The organism is Pseudomonas peradeniyensis (assembly GCF_014268935.2).
In the GTDB taxonomy this organism is placed as follows: domain Bacteria; phylum Pseudomonadota; class Gammaproteobacteria; order Pseudomonadales; family Pseudomonadaceae; genus Aquipseudomonas; species Aquipseudomonas peradeniyensis.
The window spans coordinates 751,057-768,941 of sequence record NZ_JABWRJ020000004.1 but is presented as its reverse complement, the minus strand read 5'-3'; the positions used below and the strand labels follow the sequence as shown (position 1 = coordinate 768,941).

Here is a 17,885-nt window from a genome sequence, read left to right as displayed (position 1 = left end):
GTCCCATTGCCGTATGTGGACCGTGTCGCACCACCGGACACCTGGAGAGACATCAAGCGGCTGGAAGTGATTCTGGATCAGCACGGGATCATGGCCGTGGGCGACCAAGGGCAGCCACTGAGCCTGGCGTTTCGGGCGCAGGCCATCGAGCAGTTACTGGGCCCCGAGGGACAGGCGCGCCTGGCGCAGAGCCGTGCTTATTTCGAGGGCCTGCTGGCGCGACCGCTGCCGGAGCAGCATGTCGATGCGCTTTGCCAGTTGCTCGAGGCTTATGCCGGCTGGTTGCCCGGCGCACCCTTGCAGTTGCAGAACCTGGGCGAGCGCCTGCGCATGGACGAGCTGGTGATGGCGGCGATGGGCCTGCGCATGCGCAAGCAGAAAGCCGAACGCACCGAGCTCAGCGAGCAGCTCAAGTGCCTCACGGCGGAGCTGAAGATCTTCAGCGTGATCCAGTCGAAGGTCAACGTGGTGATGGCCGACAAGGGCACCTTCAGGCTGGAAGATCCAAGCTTCAACCTCTTCGACCGGACCTTGTACGACCTTGATGCAGACAGTTGGGAGAAGAGTCCCGAGCATCGACTGCTCGCGAGCCTGGACACGTTCAAGGCCGCCTTCAACGGCTCTGCGGTCGTCACCGTACGGCATTTCCTCGAGGGCATGCAATCCGCAACTTCGCCGAATGAAAGCGGTAGCCGCCTGCAAAAGGTCAGTGGACCGATGACCGACCTGAAAGCGCAGTACACCTGGGACAAGGATAACAACCCGTTGGCCAATTTCTCCCAGGCCCTGAGCGACCGCACCCGCATCGTCAACGACAAGGTGACCGAACAGACCACCCTGCTCAACGACGTAGGCTCGCGCTACACCACCTCCACCGAGGTGATGATGAAGTTCGTCGAGACCTGGTTCTCGATGCTGTCCAAGATTCTGCAGAACTGAGGTAGGTGATGACGGCAGTACAACAGATGGCCGGCGACGATGCCGATGCCAACAACGTCGATGCGATCGAGCGCTTCTTCGGCGATGGCGGTACCTTCGCCATGCTGCGCGGAGTCTGCGTGGCGCAACTGGAAACGCTCTATGCCCAGGCGTTCAACTTCTACCAGGCGGGTCGGCTGGACGATGCGCTGACGCTGTTCAAGGGGCTGGCGGCACTCGACCACTATGACCCCCGGGCGTTTCTGGGCGTGGCAGGTGCGTATCAGGCCCTCGAGCGCTACCAGGATGCATTGCCGGCCTATGCCTATGGCGCGATGCTCGCGCCGCAGGACCCGCGTTTCACCTTCCATGCCGCGCAATGCCACCAGCAGCTGGGCGACCTTGCCTCGGCGCGCAGCGGTTACGAGCAGGCGCAGGTCCTGGCGGTGGGCAGCGAGCATGCCGGTCTGGCAGGTCAGGCACAGGTGCTGCTCGAGGCCCTGCAGCAGAAGGAGGACGCACGTCATGCGAGCTGAACTTCTGTCTGTGGAACAGTCGCTCTTGATGCCGACTGAAATCGAATCGGAAACGCCGCTGCCGGGCATGGCGATCCAGTTGCCCAGCGAGACCGGCACACCGTCTGGAGTCACAACGACCAAGCCAGACATGAGCGTCCGGCTGGATCCTCCAGCGCCACTGGCAACGGGACAGCAGCAGGGGCTGGTACTCGATAAGCTGGTCGATGCTGAAGGCCTCATGCAACCGGTGTTGGTCGCGGTACCTGATATCGGTGCATTGATCCTCGGCCAACTCGCCGGGGATATATCCGACGCCGAACTGGATATCCGCCTCACCGAACTGCTGAGCCAGTTGGGTGCTCGCCAGACCGAGCTGAACCTGCAGCAGGTACGTCAGCTCACCGAACAGAACCGCCAGCAGATGGCGCTCAACGCGCAGAAGATGGAGGAGGTGGCCCAGCGGCACCAGGATGCTGGCACGGCGAGCGTGTTCGCCAAGGTCTTCGGCTGGGCCGCGGCCATCGTGTCCATTGTGGTGGGGACCGTCATGGTCGCGACTGGCCTGGGCGCCGTCGCGGGCGCGCTGATGATCGCTGGTGGCGTCATGGGCGTGGTGTCCATGTCGTTGAACCAGGCGGCCGAGGACGGACACATCTCCAAGGAAGTGATGAAGTACCTCGGGCCGGTGCTGATGGCGGTGGAGGTCGCCCTGGCGTTGGCCTCGGTGGTGCTGACCTGCGGCGGCAGCCTCGCGGTGGTCGCCGCCCGGGTGGCTGGCAAGGTGAGTGGCAAGGTCGCGCAGACGGTCCTGTCGGTGGGCCAGAAGATCCAGAGCGCCGCCTCCACCGGGGTCACCTCGACCGCCAGCGCGGGCACCCAGGCCAAGCTGCAGATGACCCTGACCGGCGCCAGCATGGCCACCACCACGCTGTCCAGCGCCGGGCAGGCGGCCAGTTCGGTCATGCAGGGGCTGGCGCTGCGCAGCGAGGCACAGCTGGCAGAGATGCGCCTGCAACTGGACCAAGGGCACAGTTTTCTCGAGCAGTTGGCCAAGGCGCTTGAACAACTGCTCGCGGGGAAGGAGCAACGCTTCGAGCAATTGCTGGAACTGTTGAACAACCGCAGCAAAGCCTGCGCCGATATCGCTTGCCGAAACGTCATTGCCTGATCAAGGAGTCAATCATGAGTCTGTCCATTTCCACCATCGATCATTCGTTCCACATGGATGCCCACCTGCCGGTCACCGAGGGGCAAAAGGCGGGGCAGCCGCTGTGGACGATGCTGGCCATGTCCTGCGCGGCGACAAGCACGGCACTTGCCGAGAAACAAGGGCGGGTAAGCCTGGATACGCCGCAGGCCACGCCCTGCAGCCAGGACCTGGAGAGCCTGCTGGCCATTCTTCGGGCCGCCATGCAGGTGCGTGATGGTAACGCGCAAGGGCGCAGGACCCAGGCCGAAGTCAGTGTGCTGGCGAGCAAGGAACAGATCGGCTGGATGAGAACCGCCAGCAACGCGCTGTTCGCCTCGGCGGCCGTCAGTGGAGCATTGGGTATGTTCACCCTGGCCAGCGGCACCACCGGCATGCTCAGGAACCTGGGAGATGCGCGGACCATCAAGGGCCTGGAACAAGCCAGCCATGCTGCCGAGTATGCCAAGCCCGGTGAGGTGGCGATGGCTTCGAAACAGCTGATTGCCGAGAACCGTATCGAGGTCAAGCACCTGCAGAACGCCATCGACACCCGCAACACCACGCTGCACACCCTCAATGGCGTGGCCCAGAGTGGCGCCGCCTTCGGCACGGGCATCGCCCATGCCATCAAGTCGTTGCAGGATGTCTGGGCCAAGGAGCAGGAACTCGAGGCGGCAGTTGCCGGCAACCAGAAGGAGTTGTTCCAGCGCTGTACCGATGATTTGGCGAAGATGATCGACCAGGTGCGTCAGCTGATCCAGGAAATCCTGCGCAATGATAACCAGGGGATCAGGGCGGCAGGCATCATGGCCTGAATACACCAGGCTGCTTGAAAGGATGTTGCGAGCCGCAAGGGCGTTGGCCCTTGCGGCTTTTTCATGTCTGCGGATCTACGGAAAGCGTGTCTGGCAGGTGACAGTCGAAAAGTGCAAAAAAGGCGATAAGGGCTGATGGGGCCCGCTGCGCGGCGTCGGTATCGTTCACTCAGCTTCCGTCATGTTGGAGGCAAGAAACTTCGGAGAAGACCTCTGCTCTTGCGGGTGTGAGAGCGGTCTTTTTCTCAAGCCTAACGATGCTGCAAGATGAGGTTTGCACGATGATCGAATCGGTTTCAACCAGTTGGGTATGTGGCGCCGACCTGGACCCCGTCAACGAGAGCAGTGACTGCTCACAGGTGAAAACCAGCGAGTCGGCGCAGCGCCTGGCACGCCACGAGGAACCGCAGAAGTGCGGTATTCTGATGCGCCTGTTCATTGCGATTGCCGAGTTCTTTGGCTTTCGTCCTGGTGTGGCGACGGGTGGAAATCAGGCCGCGGATTTGTCGCAAGGTGATATGCACTCGCACAACCAGCAGTGGGCAAAGGGGTTGCCAGATGTCATGAGGTCGCAGGCAAACGGAATATTGGTCGAGCAGGAGAGTCTGCCAACCGAGCAGTTCATGGCCAGTTATGCGGGACAGCTCACGGGTAGCAATATCATGCGTACGGCTACCTGCCTGTTGTCGAATATCGACCAGCTGGGCCGGCTTGTGCCTGAGCTTAAGGTCGAGACAAGTATCAACAAGGTCGATATAGTCGGCGGATACTCCCTGATTGGAGCCCAGTCTCCGGACAATATCGCGCTTGTGCAGAACGACCCGATGGCTGCCGCCAAGGTGCTCGATGCGGTGATTTTCCTGGCTTCGCGATTTACCGAGTTTCCGGACCCCGAGCAGGTGGGACCTGAAGCGGTGGTGGAGTTTGTCAAAGAGGTCGATGCCGAATTCATCGAACTGTTCGCCCAGAAGCCTGATGCGGTGGCGGCAGTTGTCGTTGTGGATTCAAGCGAGGATGCTCCTGTGCTGATGACTGGCACTTTGGCCGGAGCGAGCACTGCACAGCCTGTGGGGCCTGAAGCGATTTATGACGCGACGATCAGCGGACAGTCTGAGCCGGCAACGTCGTTGAAGGCCGTCAAGCTCGGTTTTGTCAAGATTGACGATGAGGCGGCTTTGCCGACACGCAATGACTTCAACGCAACCATGCATTCGCTGCAGCGGCCGACCAGTCCGCTCTCGCAGTCGTTTGAGCACCTGGAGCATCTGGCCGAACATGGCAGTGCTGCCGAAAAGGCAATCGCTTCAATGGTCCTGGACCATACGGCGATAGGGCAGTCCCACTCCTACGGCGACCTCTTCGGGGAGCGCAAGATGGAGGCCAATCTGTTGCAGGCCCACTCCGCGCTCTCGTTCGTGGACACGTTGCAGAAGAAGCTGGACATGGCAGCACGCCTGCTCGGCAACCTGCAGGCCGCAGACGCGGCTTGAGCGTAACGCTGGCTGGAGCCTGCAGGCTCCAGCCAGCACTTCGAATTCCCGCCTGATCACCCCGTGTGAAACCAGCCCAGGGTGATCATCGCCACCACGATATAGCGCCCGCCCTTGGCCAGGGTGACCAACAGCACGAAGCGCCAGAACGGCTCGCGCATGATCCCGGCGATCAAGGTCAGCGGGTCGCCGATCACCGGCATCCAGCTCAGCAGCAGCGACCACTGGCCCCAGCGCTGGTAGCGGCGCTGGGCGCGTTCCAGCTGGCTGGCGCTGAACGGGAACCAGCGGCGTTCGCGCAGGTGCTCGATGGCCCGGCCCAGCAGCCAGTTGACGATGGAACCGAGCACGTTGCCGAGCGTGGCCACCAGCAGCAGGGTCGCCCAGGCACTCGGTTCGCGAAGCAGCAGCCCGACCAGCACCGCTTCGGACTGCAGCGGCAACAGGGTGGCGGCGCCGAAGGCGCTGAGGAACAGCGCCCCGAGGCTGAGCATCAGTAGTTGGCGACCACGGTGTCCTGGCCATCCCGGGTCACGCCGATGACCTGGTAGGCGTCCTTGTGGTCACCCATCTCCATGCCCGGCGAGCCCATGGGCATGCCCGGCACCGCGATACCCTTGAGGTCGTCGCGCTTGGCCAGCAGGCGCACCTGCTCCGCCGGTACATGGCCTTCGACGAACTTGCCGTCGATCACCCCGGTGTGGCACGACGCCAGGCGCGGCTCGACGCCCAGGCGCTGCTTGACCGCGCTCATGTTTGGCTCGACGTGGTCGTTGACGGTGAAGCCGTTGTCGCTCAGGTGCTTGATCCATTCCTTGCAGCAACCGCAGTTGGGGTCGCGGTAGACATCGATGGTCTCGGCGGCCTGGGCCAGGCCGGTGACGGCCAGCAGGCCGAGGGTGAGCAGGTGTTTGCGCAGCATGGTGGAGCTCCTGTGAAACTAAACACATCGAGTTAATCAGCGCCGGCCCTGTAGGAGCGGCTTTAGCCGCGATCACCCGCAAAGCGGGTGCCACACACCGCGGTGCCTGCATCGCGGCTAAAGCCGCTCCTACAGGGCCGGCGTCAAACATTAGAAACGCAGGCGAACCCCGGCCACCAGCCGGGTCTGGCCGATGTCCTCGCCATCCTCCCGAGCCTGGTCGGCACGGTTGCCGTGCAGGCGGTTGAAGCTGACCCCGACATAGGGCGCGAACGCACGGCTGATCTCGTAGCGCAGGCGCAGGCCCACTTCGCTTTCGGCCAGCCCCGAGCCCTGTTCGCGCCCGGCATCGTTGCGCCCGAAGAAATTGGCTTCGACAGTCGGTTCGAGGATCCAGCGATTGGTCAGCAGCATAGCGTAACCGGCCTCCAGGCGCAGCGCGGTCTGCTGTCGCTCGCCGGCGTAGGCGGTGGCCTCCAGCTCCAGGCCGTAGAGCGGCGTGCCCTGGATGCCGAAGGCGGCCCAGCTCTGGCCGCTGGCGGGCTTGAAGTCCTGGCGCACGCCGCCGACCAGTTCCCACCAGGGGCTGATGGCATGGCCCCAGAGGGCCTGCAGCTCGGCCTTGTGGGTCTTGCCTTGTTCCCGTTCACCCTCGGTGCGCAGCCACAGGCGGTCGATATCGCCGCCGACCCAAGCGGTGGCGTTCCAGTTCAGGGCGCTGCTGTTTTCGAAGTTCTGGTACTCCAGTTGGTCGACGATCACCGCCCAGTTGGTCGCCCGGTCATGCACCTGATGTCCCGGCAACGGCGGGAAGGCGGCGCGGCGATCGGCATCGGTGATCACCGGCAGCGGTGTGCGTGGTTGGCTGGGGGGGGCCGCCGCGTGGTTCATCTGGCTGTGGTCCATGGGCATGCTGCCATGGTTCATCTGGCCGTGGTCCATCGGCATGGCGCCATGGTTCATGTGATCCATGCCCGCGGCGAGGGCCCGTTCACTGGCCAGCAAGGCCATCAGCGCGACACCGGTGACGATGTGGCGGTTGCGGTTCTCATTCATCGACCCGTACCTCGCGGAACATGCCGGTCTCCATGTGGTAAAGCAGGTGGCAGTGATAGGCCCAGCGGCCCAGGGCATCGGCGCTGACACGGTAGCTGCGCCGGCTGCCGGGGGGCATGTCGATGGTGTGCTTGCGCACCAGGAAGCGCCCTTGTTCATCCTCCAGGTCGCTCCACATGCCGTGCAGGTGGATGGGGTGGGTCATCATGGTGTCGTTGACCAGGGTGATGCGCACCCGCTCGCCGTATTTCAGGCGTAGCGGCTCGGCATCGCTGAACTTGATGCCGTCGAACGACCAGGCGAAGCGTTCCATGTGGCCAGTCAGGTGCAGCTCGATGTCCCGCGACGGTTCGCGCCCGTCCGGATCGGGGTAGGGGCTGCGCAGGTCGGCGTAGGTCAGCACTCGGCGGCCGTTGCCGCGCAGGCCAATGCCGGGATCGGCCAGGTTGGCCCGGGGGGCCATGGTCTGCATGTCCACCAGCGGGTTATCGGTCTCGCTGGTAGGGTGGCCTTGCATCATGGCCATGCCGGCCATGTTCGAGTGGTCCATGCCCGCCATGTTGCCGTGGTCCATCGCCGGCATGTTCGAATGGTCCATCCCGCCCATGCCGCCGTGCCCCATGTCGTCCATGGTCAGCACCGGACGCGGGTCCGGCTCGGGTACGGGGGCTTGCAGACCCGCCGCGCGGGCCAGGGTGCCACGGGCGAAGCCGGTGCGGTCCATGCTCTGGGCGTACAGCGTGTAGGCGGGCAGGTCGCCCACGGTGACCAGCACGTCGTAGGTTTCGGCCACGGCGATGCGCAGTTCGTCCACGGTTACCGGCGTCACCGGCAGGCCGTCGGCGGCGATCACCGTGAGCTTCAGGCCCGGAATGCGGAAGTCGAAGTAGGTCATCGCCGAGGCGTTGATCAGGCGCAGGCGCACGGTCTCGCCGGGCTGGAACAGGCAGGTGAAGTTGCCGTCCGGGGGCTGGCCGTTGAGCAGGTAGGTGTAGCTGGCGGCGCTGATGTCGGCCAGGTCGGTCGGGCTCATGCGCATCTTCGCCCAGGCCCAGCGGTTGTCGACGGCCTTGCCCCAGCCATTTTCCGCGACATCGTCGACGAAGTCGCCGACCGTGCGCTTGTGGTAGTTGAAGGCATCGGACTGCTTCTTCAGGGTGGCCATCAGCGCTTCCGGCGCCTGGTCCGACCAGTCGCTGAACAGCAGCACATGGTCGCGCTGGTACTGGTGCGGCTCGGGTTCGCGGGGCTCGATGACGATGGCGCCGTACACGCCGGCCTGCTCCTGCAACCCGGAGTGGCTGTGGTACCAGTAGGTGCCGCTCTGGCGCAGGGTGAACTGGTAGAGGTAGTCGCCGCCGGGTTCGATGCCGGCGAAGCTCAGGCCCGGCACGCCGTCCATGTTGGCCGGCAGGATGATGCCGTGCCAGTGGATCGAGGTGGGCTGCTCCAGGCGGTTGCGCACCCGCAGGGTCACGGTGTCGCCCTCGCGCCAGCGCAGCTGCGGGCCGGGCAGGCTGGCGTTGATGGTCTGCGCGGTGCGTGGGCGGCCGGTGATGTTGACCGGGGTCTGGCCGATGAACAGGTCGAACTGCTGGCCGCTCAGGTCGTGCAGCGGCAGGCGGCCTTCGGCGGCCTGGGCCAGCGGGCGCCAGAGGCCGAGGCCGGCCAGGGCGCTGGCGGCACCCAGGCCCTTGACGAAGGTGCGGCGGGTTGGAGTCGGTGGCATGGCGTGCTCTCGGTGCTGGCAAGGTCCATCCAATCGCGGGGCAAGCCCGCTCCCACGGTGGGAGCTTGCCCCGTGATCGGGAATGACACCGATGGTCGTCGCCAGCGCCTGTCAGCCACCTGAGGCGCGGATTACAGATTTGTCAGGCAGCGGCCTCGCTACCCTCCAGGTCGCGCATCAGCAGGCCGAACTCCAGCGAGACCTGCTCGGGAATCGGCAGGTACACCACATGGCCGTCGCCCGGCGCCACCTCGATGCCCTGCTGCTGGCGGTCGCACAGGCGGTGCAGGTCGAAGTGGTAGTTGCCACGCGGGGTCATCAGCTCCAGGTGGTCACCCACGGCGAAGCGGTTCTTCACCTTCACTTCGGCCAGGCCGTCCACGCGCACTCCGGTCAGCTCGCCGACGAACTGCTGGCGCTCGGATACCGAGTTACCGCGCTGGTAGTTCTGGTACTCGTCGTGCACGTGGCGGCGCAGGAAGCCTTCGGTGTAGCCGCGCTGGGCGAGGGACTCGAGGTTGCTCATCAGGCTGCGGTCAAACGGCCGCCCGGCTACCGCGTCGTCGATGGCCTGGCGGTAGGACTGCACGGCGCGGGCGCAGTAGAAGTGCGACTTGGTGCGGCCCTCGATCTTCAGCGAGTGCACGCCCATCCGGGCCAGGCGCTCGACGTGCTGGATGGCGCGCAGGTCCTTGGCGTTCATGATGTAGGTGCCGTGCTCGTCCTCGAAGGCCGGCATCTCTTCGCCGGGGCGGTTGGACTCCTGGAGCAGGAACACCTGCTCGGTCGGCGCGCCAAGGCCCAGGGTCGGCTCGCATTCACGGACGATATCGCCGGTGGCGTTCTCGCTGGCCGGGGTGGCCTGGTATTTCCAGCGGCAGGCGTTGGTGCAGGTGCCCTGGTTGGCGTCGCGCTTGTTCATGTAGCCCGACAGCAGGCAGCGCCCGGAATAGGCCATGCACAACGCGCCGTGCACGAAGACTTCCAGCTCCATCTCCGGCACCTGCTGGCGGATCTCCTCGATCTCTTCCAGCGACAGCTCCCGCGACAGGATCACCCGGGTCAGCCCCAGGCCTTGCCAGAATTGCACGCTGGCCCAGTTCACCGTGTTGGCCTGCACCGACAGGTGGATGGGCATCTGTGGGAAGTGCTGGCGCACCAGCATGATCAATCCCGGGTCGGACATGATCAGCGCATCCGGGCCCATCTCGATCACCGGCGCCAGGTCCTTGAGGAAGGTCTTGAGCTTGGCGTTGTGCGGGGCGATGTTGACCACCACGTAGAAGCGCTTGCCCTGGGCTTGGGCCTCCTGGATGCCGAGAGCCAGGTTGGCGTGGTCGAATTCGTTGTTGCGCACCCGCAGGCTGTAGCGCGGCTGGCCGGCATAGACCGCGTCGGCGCCGTAGGCGAAAGCGTAGCGCATGGTCTTGAGGGTGCCGGCGGGGGCGAGCAGTTCGGGCTTGGTGGGAGAGGTCATGGTGCGCACCGGGGGCAAAAGGCGCGGATGCTAAGACGGCGGCACCGCGCAGGTATTGATCTGGATCAACGGCACTTTTGCCGATGCGCGGGGCACTAAATTGTTGAGCCCTCGAGGAATGCCCATGAACGAAGCCGTCTTGCAGAACAAAGCCCTGACCGTGCTGCTGGCACTGGTGACCATCGCCTTCATCTGGATCCTGCTGCCGTACTCCGGCGCGATCTTCTGGGCGGTGATCCTCGGGATACTCTTCGCGCCCCTGCAGCGCCACCTGTTGCTGCGCTTTGGCGGGCGGCGCAACCTGGCCACGGCGACGGCGCTGCTCACCTGCCTGCTGATCGCCGTGCTGCCGGTGATCGTCATCGGCGCCCTGCTGGTACAGGAGGGCGCCGCGCTGTACCAGCGCATCGAGAGCGGCCAGCTGGATATCGCCGGCTATATCGAACACGGCAAGGACATGCTGCCGACCTATGCCCAGCATTTCCTCGACCGCATGGGCATGGGCAACCTCGACGGCCTGCGCGACAAGATCAGCAAGTGGGCGACCCAGGGCAGCCAGTTTCTGGCCGGGCAGGCGTTCAGCTTCGGCCAGGGCACCTTCGAGTTCCTGGTGAGCTTCGGCATCATGCTCTATTTGCTGTTCTTCTTCCTGCGCGAGGGCGCGGAGGTGGCGCGCAAGGTGCGCCAGGCGGTGCCGTTGCCCGAGCAGCAGAAGCGCCGCCTGCAGTTGAAGTTCAAGCGCGTGGTGCGGGCCACGGTCAAGGGCAACCTGCTGGTGGCGATCACCCAGGGTGCGCTGGGCGGGCTGATCTTCTGGGTGCTGGGCATTCCCAGCGTGCTGGTGTGGGCGGTGCTGATGGCGTTTTTGTCGTTGCTGCCGGCGGTGGGCGCGGGGATTGTCTGGGGGCCGGTGGCGCTGTACTTCCTGCTGGCCGGGGCGATCTGGCAGGGGATCGTGCTGACCGCGTTCGGCGTGTTGGTGATCGGGTTGGTGGACAACCTGCTGCGGCCGATCCTGGTGGGCAAGGATACGCGGATGCCGGATTACCTGGTGCTGGTGTCGACCCTGGGCGGGCTGGCGGTGTTCGGGCTCAACGGGTTCGTGATCGGGCCGTTGATCGCGGCGTTGTTCATTTCCAGCTGGGCGATCTTTGCCTCGACCAAGCCGCAGGTGCAGTTGCCATCCTAAAAGGGCTGCTGCGCAGCCCATCGCCGGCAAGCCGGCTCCCACAAGGAAACCGCATGTCCCTGTGGGAGCCGGCTTGAACTGGCCTAATGATCCCGGACACCTCTTAAGGGCGATATGATTCGCCCATTCAGGAGGTTCCATGCAAGAGCGAAAGACCTATACCCGCGAGTTCAAGCAACGTGCTGCAAGCATGGTTCTTGACGACAACTGTTCGGTTCCCGACGTCTGCGCATCGATGGACGTCGGTCCAACGGCTCTGCGCCGGTGGGTGGATCAGGTTCGTAAAGAACGCCAGAAAGGACAGCCAGTGCCAGGCACCAAGGCGATTAGTGACGAACAGCGGGAGCTCCAGCAGTTACGCGCCAAGATCAAACGCTTGGAGACCGAGGCCGAAATATTAAAAAAGGCTACCGCTCTCTTGATGTCGGATCCCGGTCGTTTTTCCTGATCGAGGAGCTGAGAGAGTCAGGCTCGTATCCGACCAGCCAGCTTTGCAGTGTTCTGGGCGTTTCCCGTAGCGCGTTTTACGACTGGCTCCATCGCCGCTCAGTACCGGATACCGAGCGCGATGCGCTCAGGGAAAAGGTTGTGCAACTGCATGCTGAAAGCAGAGAAAGTGCCGGTGCAAGAATGATCTCTCAGTACTTGAAGGCCCAGCAACTCAAAGTGGGAAGGTATCTGGCTGGAAGACTTATGGCGGAGGCAAACCTGACCAGCAGGCAGCGCCGTCGCCACCAATATCGCTCTAAAGGTGTTGAGGCATTTGTGGCCAAGAATGTCCTTGAACGTAATTTCCGGCCAGCAGCAGTCAATCAGGTTTGGTGCGGCGACGTTACCAGCCTGATGGTCGGAAAGCGCTGGTATCACTTGGCTGTGGTCATTGACCTGTTCGCCCGCCGGGTCGTTGGCTGGGCATTTTCTCTGATCAATGACGCCAACCTGGTCGCCAAAGCACTGAGAATGGCTGTGGAAGTACGAGGCAAGCATACGGGCTTGATGTTTCATTCGGATCAAGGTTGCCAATACACGAGCCAGCGCTTCCAATCCGAACTGCTTGAGCATGGCATAACCCAAAGCATGAGTCGTAGAGGCCAATGCTGGGACAACGCACCGACAGAGCGCTTGTTCGGCACGCTCAAGTCAGAGTGGGTGCCCACTAAGGGCTACACAGAGATCGAAGAAGCCAGACAGGATATGACCAGCTTCTTCATGCGTTACAACCGAGTCAGGCTCCACAGCTACAACAACTACCTGTCGCCAATAGCCATGGAGCAGCAGGCGGCTTGATCACCGTAATCGGTGTCCGGAAAAACTTGACCAGAACAGCTTGCCGGCGAATGGGGCGCAAGGCGCCCCCGGGGTCAGCGGAAGCTGTAGGAAACCCCCGCATACACCCCGAACCCTTCCCCGGGCGTCGAGCGGGCGATGTCCTGCCCGGCGTCGTTGTACCCCGGCGTCACCGTCGCCGCGTAACGCTTGTTGGTCAGGTTGCGCAGGTCGAGCCAGGTCTGCCAGTCCCGTTTCGGCGAATCCCAGCCCAGCCGCGCGCCGAGCAGGGCGTAGGCGTCGGCGTGGTAGCTGTTGGCGTAGTCCACCTGCACCTTGGAGGCCATCTGCGTGTTAACCCCGGCGTAGAAACCGCTCGGCCAGTCGTAGCGCAGTTCGGCCTGGTAGTAGTGCATGGGAATGCCGGGCAGGCGGTTGTCGCCGAACTTGTCGTCGTCGCGGTAGTGGAAGTCGCTGAAGGTGTAGGCCTGGCGCAGGCTGAGCTTGCCGGTGCCCGGTTGTTCCCAGAGAAGGCTGTCCAGGCCGGCCTCGACACCCTGGTGCACGGTGGGGCTGGCGTTGAACTCCTTGAACGGCAAGCCTTGCACCACTTCCACGTTCAACAGTTCGTGGCGTACCTGGGCGTAGTACCAGGCCAGGTCCCAGCGCCCCAGTGCCGAGTCGCCGCGGGCACCCAGCTCGAGGGTGGTGGCGGTCTGGTTTTGCATCTTCATGGGCTGGTTGGCGACTGGCGCACTCCAGACCAGCGACCACGGGTGCGGCGGTTCCACCGAGCGGCTGAGGTTGCCGTAGACCTGCAGGTCCGGGCGGATGTCGTAGCGCAGGCCCAGGCGTGGGGCATAGTCCCAGTCATGCTGGCTGACCTTGCCGCCACTGCTTGGGTAGGTGACGTCGCTTTCGCGGCGGGTGTAGATCATCGCCAGGCCCGTGGTCAGCCACAGGTTCGGAATCAGCTCCAAGTCGTTGCCTGCATGCAGCACAGTGTCCGAACCCTGGTAGCTGAAATCTCGGCTGCGGGCGCCGAAGTTGTCGCCGCCGGGTCGGGCGAACTGCGAGGCGCCGCTGTTGGGCAGGTGCTTGGTGGCGCGCCAGCCGAGGGTGGTCTTGCTCTCGTGGCCGAACAGGGTGTCGCGCCGCATGTAGTTCAGCGTGCCGCTGACATCGGTGTAGGCGACCTTCAGGCGCATCGGGCCTTCGCGCAGGTCCATGGGATAGTCGTGATAGACCAGCCCCGCCTCGAGGCGCGAATCGTCATCCAGGAAGAAGGTGGTCTTGTTGCCCACCCAGGTGCTGCCCGGTTGCGGGCGGCTGTCGTCACGGGCCAGGTACGCCGGGTTGGCGGCACGGGGATGGTGCTTGATCTGGTCCTTGGTCAGGCGCCCAGCCAGGTCGTTCTCGGTTTCCCGGTAGCGCAGGTAGAAGCGCGTCTCCAGGTTCGGGTTGAAACGATAGCCGACGTTGGCGGCGATGCCCTTGGCGCTGCCGCTGCTGTGGTCCTGGTAGCCGTCGTACTCGGCATCGGTCAGGGCCACGTAGTAGTCGAGATTGCCCAGCACCTGCCCGGAGCTGATGTGCCGGCGCTGGTAGCCACGGCTGCCGACCTCGTAGCGCACCTGCAAGGGCGCGGCATCGTGGCCGGTGCGGGTCACGTAGTTGATCGCGCCACCCAGGGCCAGCGAGCCCTGGTCGAAGCCATTGGCGCCGCGCAGCACTTCGGCGCGGCTCAGCCACAGCGGTTCGAACAGTTCATAGGGCGTGCCGCCCGGGCCGGTCAGCGGCAGGCCGTCGAACATCGTGTACACGCCCGAGCCGTGGGCGCCCGGCGCGCGGTTGATGCCCGAACCACGGATCGACAGCTTGATGCCATCGTTGCCCGCCGACTGGGCGAACACCCCCGGCTGATAGGCCAGCACGTCCTGGTTGCTGGCCACCCGGCCCTGGCCCACCTTGTCCATGTCCACCAGGTTGCTGGCGCCGGGTATCTCGCGCAGCTGGTCGGCGGCGGCTTCCAGTTCGGATTGCTGCCGGTCCTGGATCAGCACCTGGTCGAGTTCGACGCGGTCGGCGGCCTGGGCGGTGCCGGCGACGAACAGGGCCAGCAGGGAGTAGGGGAGGGTGGGGCGCATGGGGACGGGGTTCCAGATCGAGTGCGGGAGTCTGACGCTGCAAAGGGCAGACGAAGCACAGTGGTCGATCTGTAATACCGCAGTGGTTTCTTCAGGCAAAAAGAAACCCCGCCGAGGCGGGGTTTCTTTCACATCGCGCAGCCGATCAACCGATCAGTTGCAGGCCCGCCTGCTGCACCATCTCCAGCAGCGGCTGCGGGTACACGCCCAGTACGAAGGCGAGAATGGCGATGGCCAGCAGCATCACGCCGCCGGTGCGCTGTTCCCACTTCAGCGGGGCGTCGTGGCGACGCAGGTTCGGCTCGACCAGGTACAGGGTGACCATGACGCGCAGGTAGTAGTACACGCCGATGGCGCTGCCGATCACCAGGGCGCCGACCAGCCACCACAGGTGCGACTCGACGCCGGTGGCGATGATGTAGAACTTGCCGATGAAGCCCGCGGTCAGCGGGATACCGGCCAGCGACAGCATCATCACGGTCAGTACTGCGGTCAGGTACGGGCGGCGCCAGAACAGGCCACGGTACTCGTACAGGGCGTCGGCGTCGCGGCCGGCGTACGGCGAGGACATCAGGGTGATCACGCCGAAGGCGCCGAGGCTGGTGATCACGTAGGTGACCAGGTACACGCCCATGGCCTCCAGGGCCAGGCCCTTGCTGGCGACCAGGGCGATGACCAGGTAGCCGAAGTGGGCGATGGACGAGTAACCGAGCAGACGCTTGAGGTTGCTCTGGGTCAGCGCCAGCAGGTTGCCGATGATGATCGAGGCAACCGCGATCACCGCCAGCACGGTGCTCAGCACGCCGCTGCTGGCGGCGGGGGAGAGCATGAACAGGCGCACGACCACGGCGAACACCGCGACCTTGCTGGCGGTGGCCAGGAACGCGGCGACCGGCGCTGGAGCACCCTCGTACACGTCCGGGGTCCACAGGTGGAAAGGCACCAGCGACAGCTTGAAGGCCAGGCCGACCAGCATCATGCCCAGGCCCAGCTGCGCCAGCAGGCTTGGCATGCTGGTGGCGGCCAGGGCCTTGCCCAGCTGGTCGAAGGTCAGGCTGCCTGCGTCAGCGTACAGCAGCGCCATGCCGAACAGCAGGAAGGCGGAGCCGGCGGCCGACAGCACCATGTACTTGATGCCGGCTTCCAGCGAGCGCTTGTTGAAGAAGGCGTATGCCACCAGGCCGTAGACCGGCACCGACAGCAGCTCCAGGCCGATGAACAGGCCGGCCAGGTGGTTGGCGCTGACCAGCACCAGACCGCCCAGTGCCGACATCAGCAGCAGCAGGTACAGCTCTTCACGGTTGCCCGGGAAGCCCTTGGAGCCTTCGCCCAGATAGGCGTGGGCGAGGGTGACGCAGGCCAGCGTCGCCACCAGGATGATCGCCATGTACAGGCAGGCGAACTTGTCGATGGTCACCAGCGAGGTGACCGCTAGCGGCGCGACTTTGAGCGCCGGCAGGATCGACAGCAGGGCCAGGTTCAGGCCCACGGTGGACAGCAGGAAGGTCTGCGAGTGGTTGCGCTTCCAGGCGATCGCCAGCATCACCACCACCGTGGTGATGGTGGTGATCAGCATCGGCGCCAATGCGATGAAGTGTTGAGTGGTGAATTCCATAGCGCTCTTACCGGGCCGAAGCGAGTTGAGTGAAAGCGGAACCGAGCCACTGCTGCACACCGCTCATGGTGGCGGCAGAGGTGTCCAGGAACGGCTGCGGATACACGCCCAGCAGGATCAGCAGGCCCGCCAGGCCCAGCACCATGATCAGCTCGCGACCGTCCATGCCGGCCAGCACGGTGTCGGCCTTGGCCGGGCCGAAGTAGGCGCGGTGGATCATGATCAGCGAGTACACTGAACCGAAGACCAGACCGGTGGTGGCGATCACGGTGATCCATGGGACGTGGGCGAAGCTGCCGATCAGGATCAGGAACTCGCCGACGAAGTTGCCGGTACCTGGCAGCCCCAGCGATGCGGCGGCGAAGAACAGGCTGATGGCCGGCAGGTAAGCGATGCGGTGCCACAGGCCACCCATCTCGCGCATGTCGCGGGTGTGCAGGCGCTCGTACAGCTGGCCGGCCAGGATGAACAGCGCGGCGGCCGACAGGCCGTGGGCCAGCATCTGGATCACCGCGCCCTGCAGGGCCTGCTGGCTGCCGGAGTAGATGCCGATCAGCACGAAGCCCATGTGCGAGACGCTGGAGAAGGCCACCAGGCGTTTGATGTCGGTTTGCGCGAAGGCCAGGAAGGCACCGTAGAAGATACCGATCAGGCCCAGGGTCATGGCGATCGGCGCGAACTCGGCCGAGGCGTTCGGGAACAGCGGCAGGGCGAAGCGCAGCAGGCCGTAGGCCGCGGTCTTCAGCAGGATGCCCGCCAGGTCCACGGAACCTGCGGTCGGTGCCTGGGCGTGAGCGTCAGGCAGCCAGGAGTGGAACGGCACCACCGGCAGCTTCACCGCGAAGGCGATGAAGAAGCCCAGCATCAGGATGTACTCGACGCCGGCCGGCAGCTGGGCCTTGAGCAGGTCACTGTAGTTGAAGGTGATCACGCCGGTGCTGTTGTAGTTGACCAGCACCAGGCCGAGGATCGCCACCAGCATGATCAGGCCGCTGGCCTGGGTGAAGATGAAGAACTTGGTCGCCGCGTAGATCCGGGTCTTTTTGCCGTCGGAGGAGCTGTGACCCCAGAGCGCGATGAGGAAGTACATCGGCACCAGCATCATTTCCCAGAAGAAGAAGAACAGGAACAGGTCCAGGGCCAGGAACACGCCGACCACGCCGCCGAGGATCCACATCAGGTTGAGGTGGAAGAAGCCGACGTGGCGCTGGATCTCTTTCCACGAGCACAGCACCGACAGCACGCCGAGCAGGCCGGTGAGCAGGATCATCAGCAGCGACAGGCCGTCGAGGGCCAGGTGGATGCTGATGCCGAAGCGCTTGATCCACTCGACCTTGTATTCGAGGGCCCAGGCGGGTTCGGCGCCCGGCGCGGGGGCTAGGGTGTAGTTGCCGTTCGCCCACAGCCACAGGCCGATGCCAAGCAGCAGGGACATGGTCAGCAGCGCGATCCAGCGCGGCAGGGTGGCGCCGAAGCGCTCACCCAGCCAGCACAGGAAGCCGCCGATGAAGGGGATCAGGATCAGCCAAGGCAAAATCATGACGGGTTGGTTTC

Annotated in this window: 16 protein-coding genes; 8 read left to right on the top strand and 8 right to left on the bottom strand. The window is 64.4% G+C overall.

What is annotated here, in order from left to right; all coding sequences use genetic code 11:
• The first annotated feature begins 66 nt into the window (after positions 1–66).
• The 5 genes from HU751_RS24025 to HU751_RS24005 all read left to right on the top strand — a co-directional run bounded on the left by HU751_RS24025 (position 67) and on the right by HU751_RS24005 (position 4,930).
• Positions 67–939: a virulence-associated V antigen gene (locus HU751_RS24025; protein ID WP_186734978.1), complete on the top strand. Its 873-nt coding sequence runs from the start codon at positions 67–69 to the stop codon at positions 937–939.
• 8 nt (positions 940–947) lie between these two features.
• On the top strand, positions 948–1,454 hold the full coding sequence (locus tag HU751_RS24020) for a SycD/LcrH family type III secretion system chaperone (protein WP_225933381.1): 507 nt from the start codon (positions 948–950) through the stop codon (positions 1,452–1,454).
• A complete protein-coding gene (gene sctE, locus HU751_RS24015) occupies positions 1,444–2,604 on the top strand; it encodes a type III secretion system translocon subunit SseC family protein (protein WP_186734976.1) in 1,161 nt (386 codons plus the stop codon). Before HU751_RS24020 ends, sctE begins: the two co-directional genes overlap by 11 nt.
• A gap of 14 nt (positions 2,605–2,618) precedes the next feature.
• Positions 2,619–3,440 carry a hypothetical protein gene (locus tag HU751_RS24010; protein ID WP_186734974.1) on the top strand — a complete coding sequence of 274 codons (822 nt, stop codon included), beginning with the start codon at positions 2,619–2,621 and terminating at the stop codon, positions 3,438–3,440.
• A gap of 281 nt (positions 3,441–3,721) precedes the next feature.
• Positions 3,722–4,930 (top strand): hypothetical protein, encoded by a 1,209-nt coding sequence (locus HU751_RS24005; RefSeq protein WP_186734972.1) that lies wholly within the window; start codon positions 3,722–3,724, stop codon positions 4,928–4,930.
• A gap of 56 nt (positions 4,931–4,986) precedes the next feature.
• Here HU751_RS24005 and HU751_RS24000 read toward each other — a convergent pair whose 3' ends face one another.
• The 5 genes from HU751_RS24000 to trhP form a co-directional block, all read right to left on the bottom strand.
• A complete protein-coding gene (locus HU751_RS24000) occupies positions 4,987–5,424 on the bottom strand; it encodes a YqaA family protein (RefSeq protein ID WP_186734970.1) in 438 nt (145 codons plus the stop codon).
• The gene (locus tag HU751_RS23995) at positions 5,424–5,852 is read right to left on the bottom strand and encodes a DUF411 domain-containing protein (RefSeq protein WP_186734968.1); all 429 of its coding nucleotides are present in this window, start codon (positions 5,850–5,852) and stop codon (positions 5,424–5,426) included. The genes HU751_RS24000 and HU751_RS23995 overlap by 1 nt, the downstream gene beginning before the upstream one ends.
• A 150-nt stretch (positions 5,853–6,002) precedes the next feature.
• Complete coding sequence (locus HU751_RS23990) at positions 6,003–6,908, bottom strand: copper resistance protein B (protein ID WP_186734966.1); 906 nt, start codon at positions 6,906–6,908, stop codon at positions 6,003–6,005.
• A complete protein-coding gene (locus tag HU751_RS23985; protein ID WP_186734964.1) occupies positions 6,901–8,637 on the bottom strand; it encodes a copper resistance system multicopper oxidase in 1,737 nt (578 codons plus the stop codon). The genes HU751_RS23990 and HU751_RS23985 overlap by 8 nt, the downstream gene beginning before the upstream one ends.
• Before the next feature lie 142 nt (positions 8,638–8,779).
• On the bottom strand, positions 8,780–10,114 hold the full coding sequence (trhP, locus tag HU751_RS23980) for a prephenate-dependent tRNA uridine(34) hydroxylase TrhP (protein WP_186734962.1): 1,335 nt from the start codon (positions 10,112–10,114) through the stop codon (positions 8,780–8,782).
• 124 nt (positions 10,115–10,238) lie between these two features.
• Here trhP and HU751_RS23975 point away from each other — a divergent pair, with 124 nt between their 5' ends.
• From HU751_RS23975 to HU751_RS23970, 3 genes are all read left to right on the top strand, one after another.
• A complete protein-coding gene (locus HU751_RS23975; RefSeq protein WP_186734960.1) occupies positions 10,239–11,303 on the top strand; it encodes an AI-2E family transporter in 1,065 nt (354 codons plus the stop codon).
• 139 nt (positions 11,304–11,442) lie between these two features.
• Complete coding sequence (locus HU751_RS26940; RefSeq protein WP_062574409.1) at positions 11,443–11,751, top strand: transposase; 309 nt, start codon at positions 11,443–11,445, stop codon at positions 11,749–11,751.
• A complete protein-coding gene (locus tag HU751_RS23970; RefSeq protein ID WP_367616959.1) occupies positions 11,700–12,590 on the top strand; it encodes an IS3 family transposase in 891 nt (296 codons plus the stop codon). The genes HU751_RS26940 and HU751_RS23970 overlap by 52 nt, the downstream gene beginning before the upstream one ends.
• A 74-nt stretch (positions 12,591–12,664) precedes the next feature.
• Here HU751_RS23970 and HU751_RS23965 read toward each other — a convergent pair whose 3' ends face one another.
• From HU751_RS23965 to nuoM, 3 genes are all read right to left on the bottom strand, one after another.
• Entirely contained in the window at positions 12,665–14,716 is a 2,052-nt protein-coding gene (locus HU751_RS23965) for a TonB-dependent receptor family protein (protein ID WP_186734684.1), read from the bottom strand.
• 145 nt (positions 14,717–14,861) lie between these two features.
• Positions 14,862–16,331 (bottom strand): NADH-quinone oxidoreductase subunit NuoN, encoded by a 1,470-nt coding sequence (nuoN, locus tag HU751_RS23960; RefSeq protein ID WP_038706426.1) that lies wholly within the window; start codon positions 16,329–16,331, stop codon positions 14,862–14,864.
• Between the two features lie 7 nt (positions 16,332–16,338).
• Positions 16,339–17,871 (bottom strand): NADH-quinone oxidoreductase subunit M, encoded by a 1,533-nt coding sequence (gene nuoM, locus HU751_RS23955; protein ID WP_186734685.1) that lies wholly within the window; start codon positions 17,869–17,871, stop codon positions 16,339–16,341.
• Positions 17,872–17,885 lie beyond the last annotated feature (14 nt).

Excerpts from the sequence above, each read along its gene's own strand:
- HU751_RS24020 (WP_225933381.1), top strand. The coding sequence starts at position 948 with ATGACGGCAGTACAACAGATGGCCGGCGACGATGCCGATGCCAACAAC.
- sctE (WP_186734976.1), top strand. The coding sequence starts at position 1,444 with ATGCGAGCTGAACTTCTGTCTGTGGAACAGTCGCTCTTGATGCCGACT.
- HU751_RS24010 (WP_186734974.1), top strand. The coding sequence starts at position 2,619 with ATGAGTCTGTCCATTTCCACCATCGATCATTCGTTCCACATGGATGCC.
- HU751_RS24005 (WP_186734972.1), top strand. The coding sequence starts at position 3,722 with ATGATCGAATCGGTTTCAACCAGTTGGGTATGTGGCGCCGACCTGGAC.
- HU751_RS24000 (WP_186734970.1), bottom strand. The coding sequence starts at position 5,424 with ATGCTCAGCCTCGGGGCGCTGTTCCTCAGCGCCTTCGGCGCCGCCACC.
- HU751_RS23995 (WP_186734968.1), bottom strand. The coding sequence starts at position 5,852 with ATGCTGCGCAAACACCTGCTCACCCTCGGCCTGCTGGCCGTCACCGGC.
- HU751_RS23990 (WP_186734966.1), bottom strand. The coding sequence starts at position 6,908 with ATGAATGAGAACCGCAACCGCCACATCGTCACCGGTGTCGCGCTGATG.
- HU751_RS23985 (WP_186734964.1), bottom strand. The coding sequence starts at position 8,637 with ATGCCACCGACTCCAACCCGCCGCACCTTCGTCAAGGGCCTGGGTGCC.
- trhP (WP_186734962.1), bottom strand. The coding sequence starts at position 10,114 with ATGACCTCTCCCACCAAGCCCGAACTGCTCGCCCCCGCCGGCACCCTC.
- HU751_RS23975 (WP_186734960.1), top strand. The coding sequence starts at position 10,239 with ATGAACGAAGCCGTCTTGCAGAACAAAGCCCTGACCGTGCTGCTGGCA.
- HU751_RS26940 (WP_062574409.1), top strand. The coding sequence starts at position 11,443 with ATGCAAGAGCGAAAGACCTATACCCGCGAGTTCAAGCAACGTGCTGCA.
- HU751_RS23965 (WP_186734684.1), bottom strand. The coding sequence starts at position 14,716 with ATGCGCCCCACCCTCCCCTACTCCCTGCTGGCCCTGTTCGTCGCCGGC.
- nuoN (WP_038706426.1), bottom strand. The coding sequence starts at position 16,331 with ATGGAATTCACCACTCAACACTTCATCGCATTGGCGCCGATGCTGATC.
- nuoM (WP_186734685.1), bottom strand. The coding sequence starts at position 17,871 with ATGATTTTGCCTTGGCTGATCCTGATCCCCTTCATCGGCGGCTTCCTG.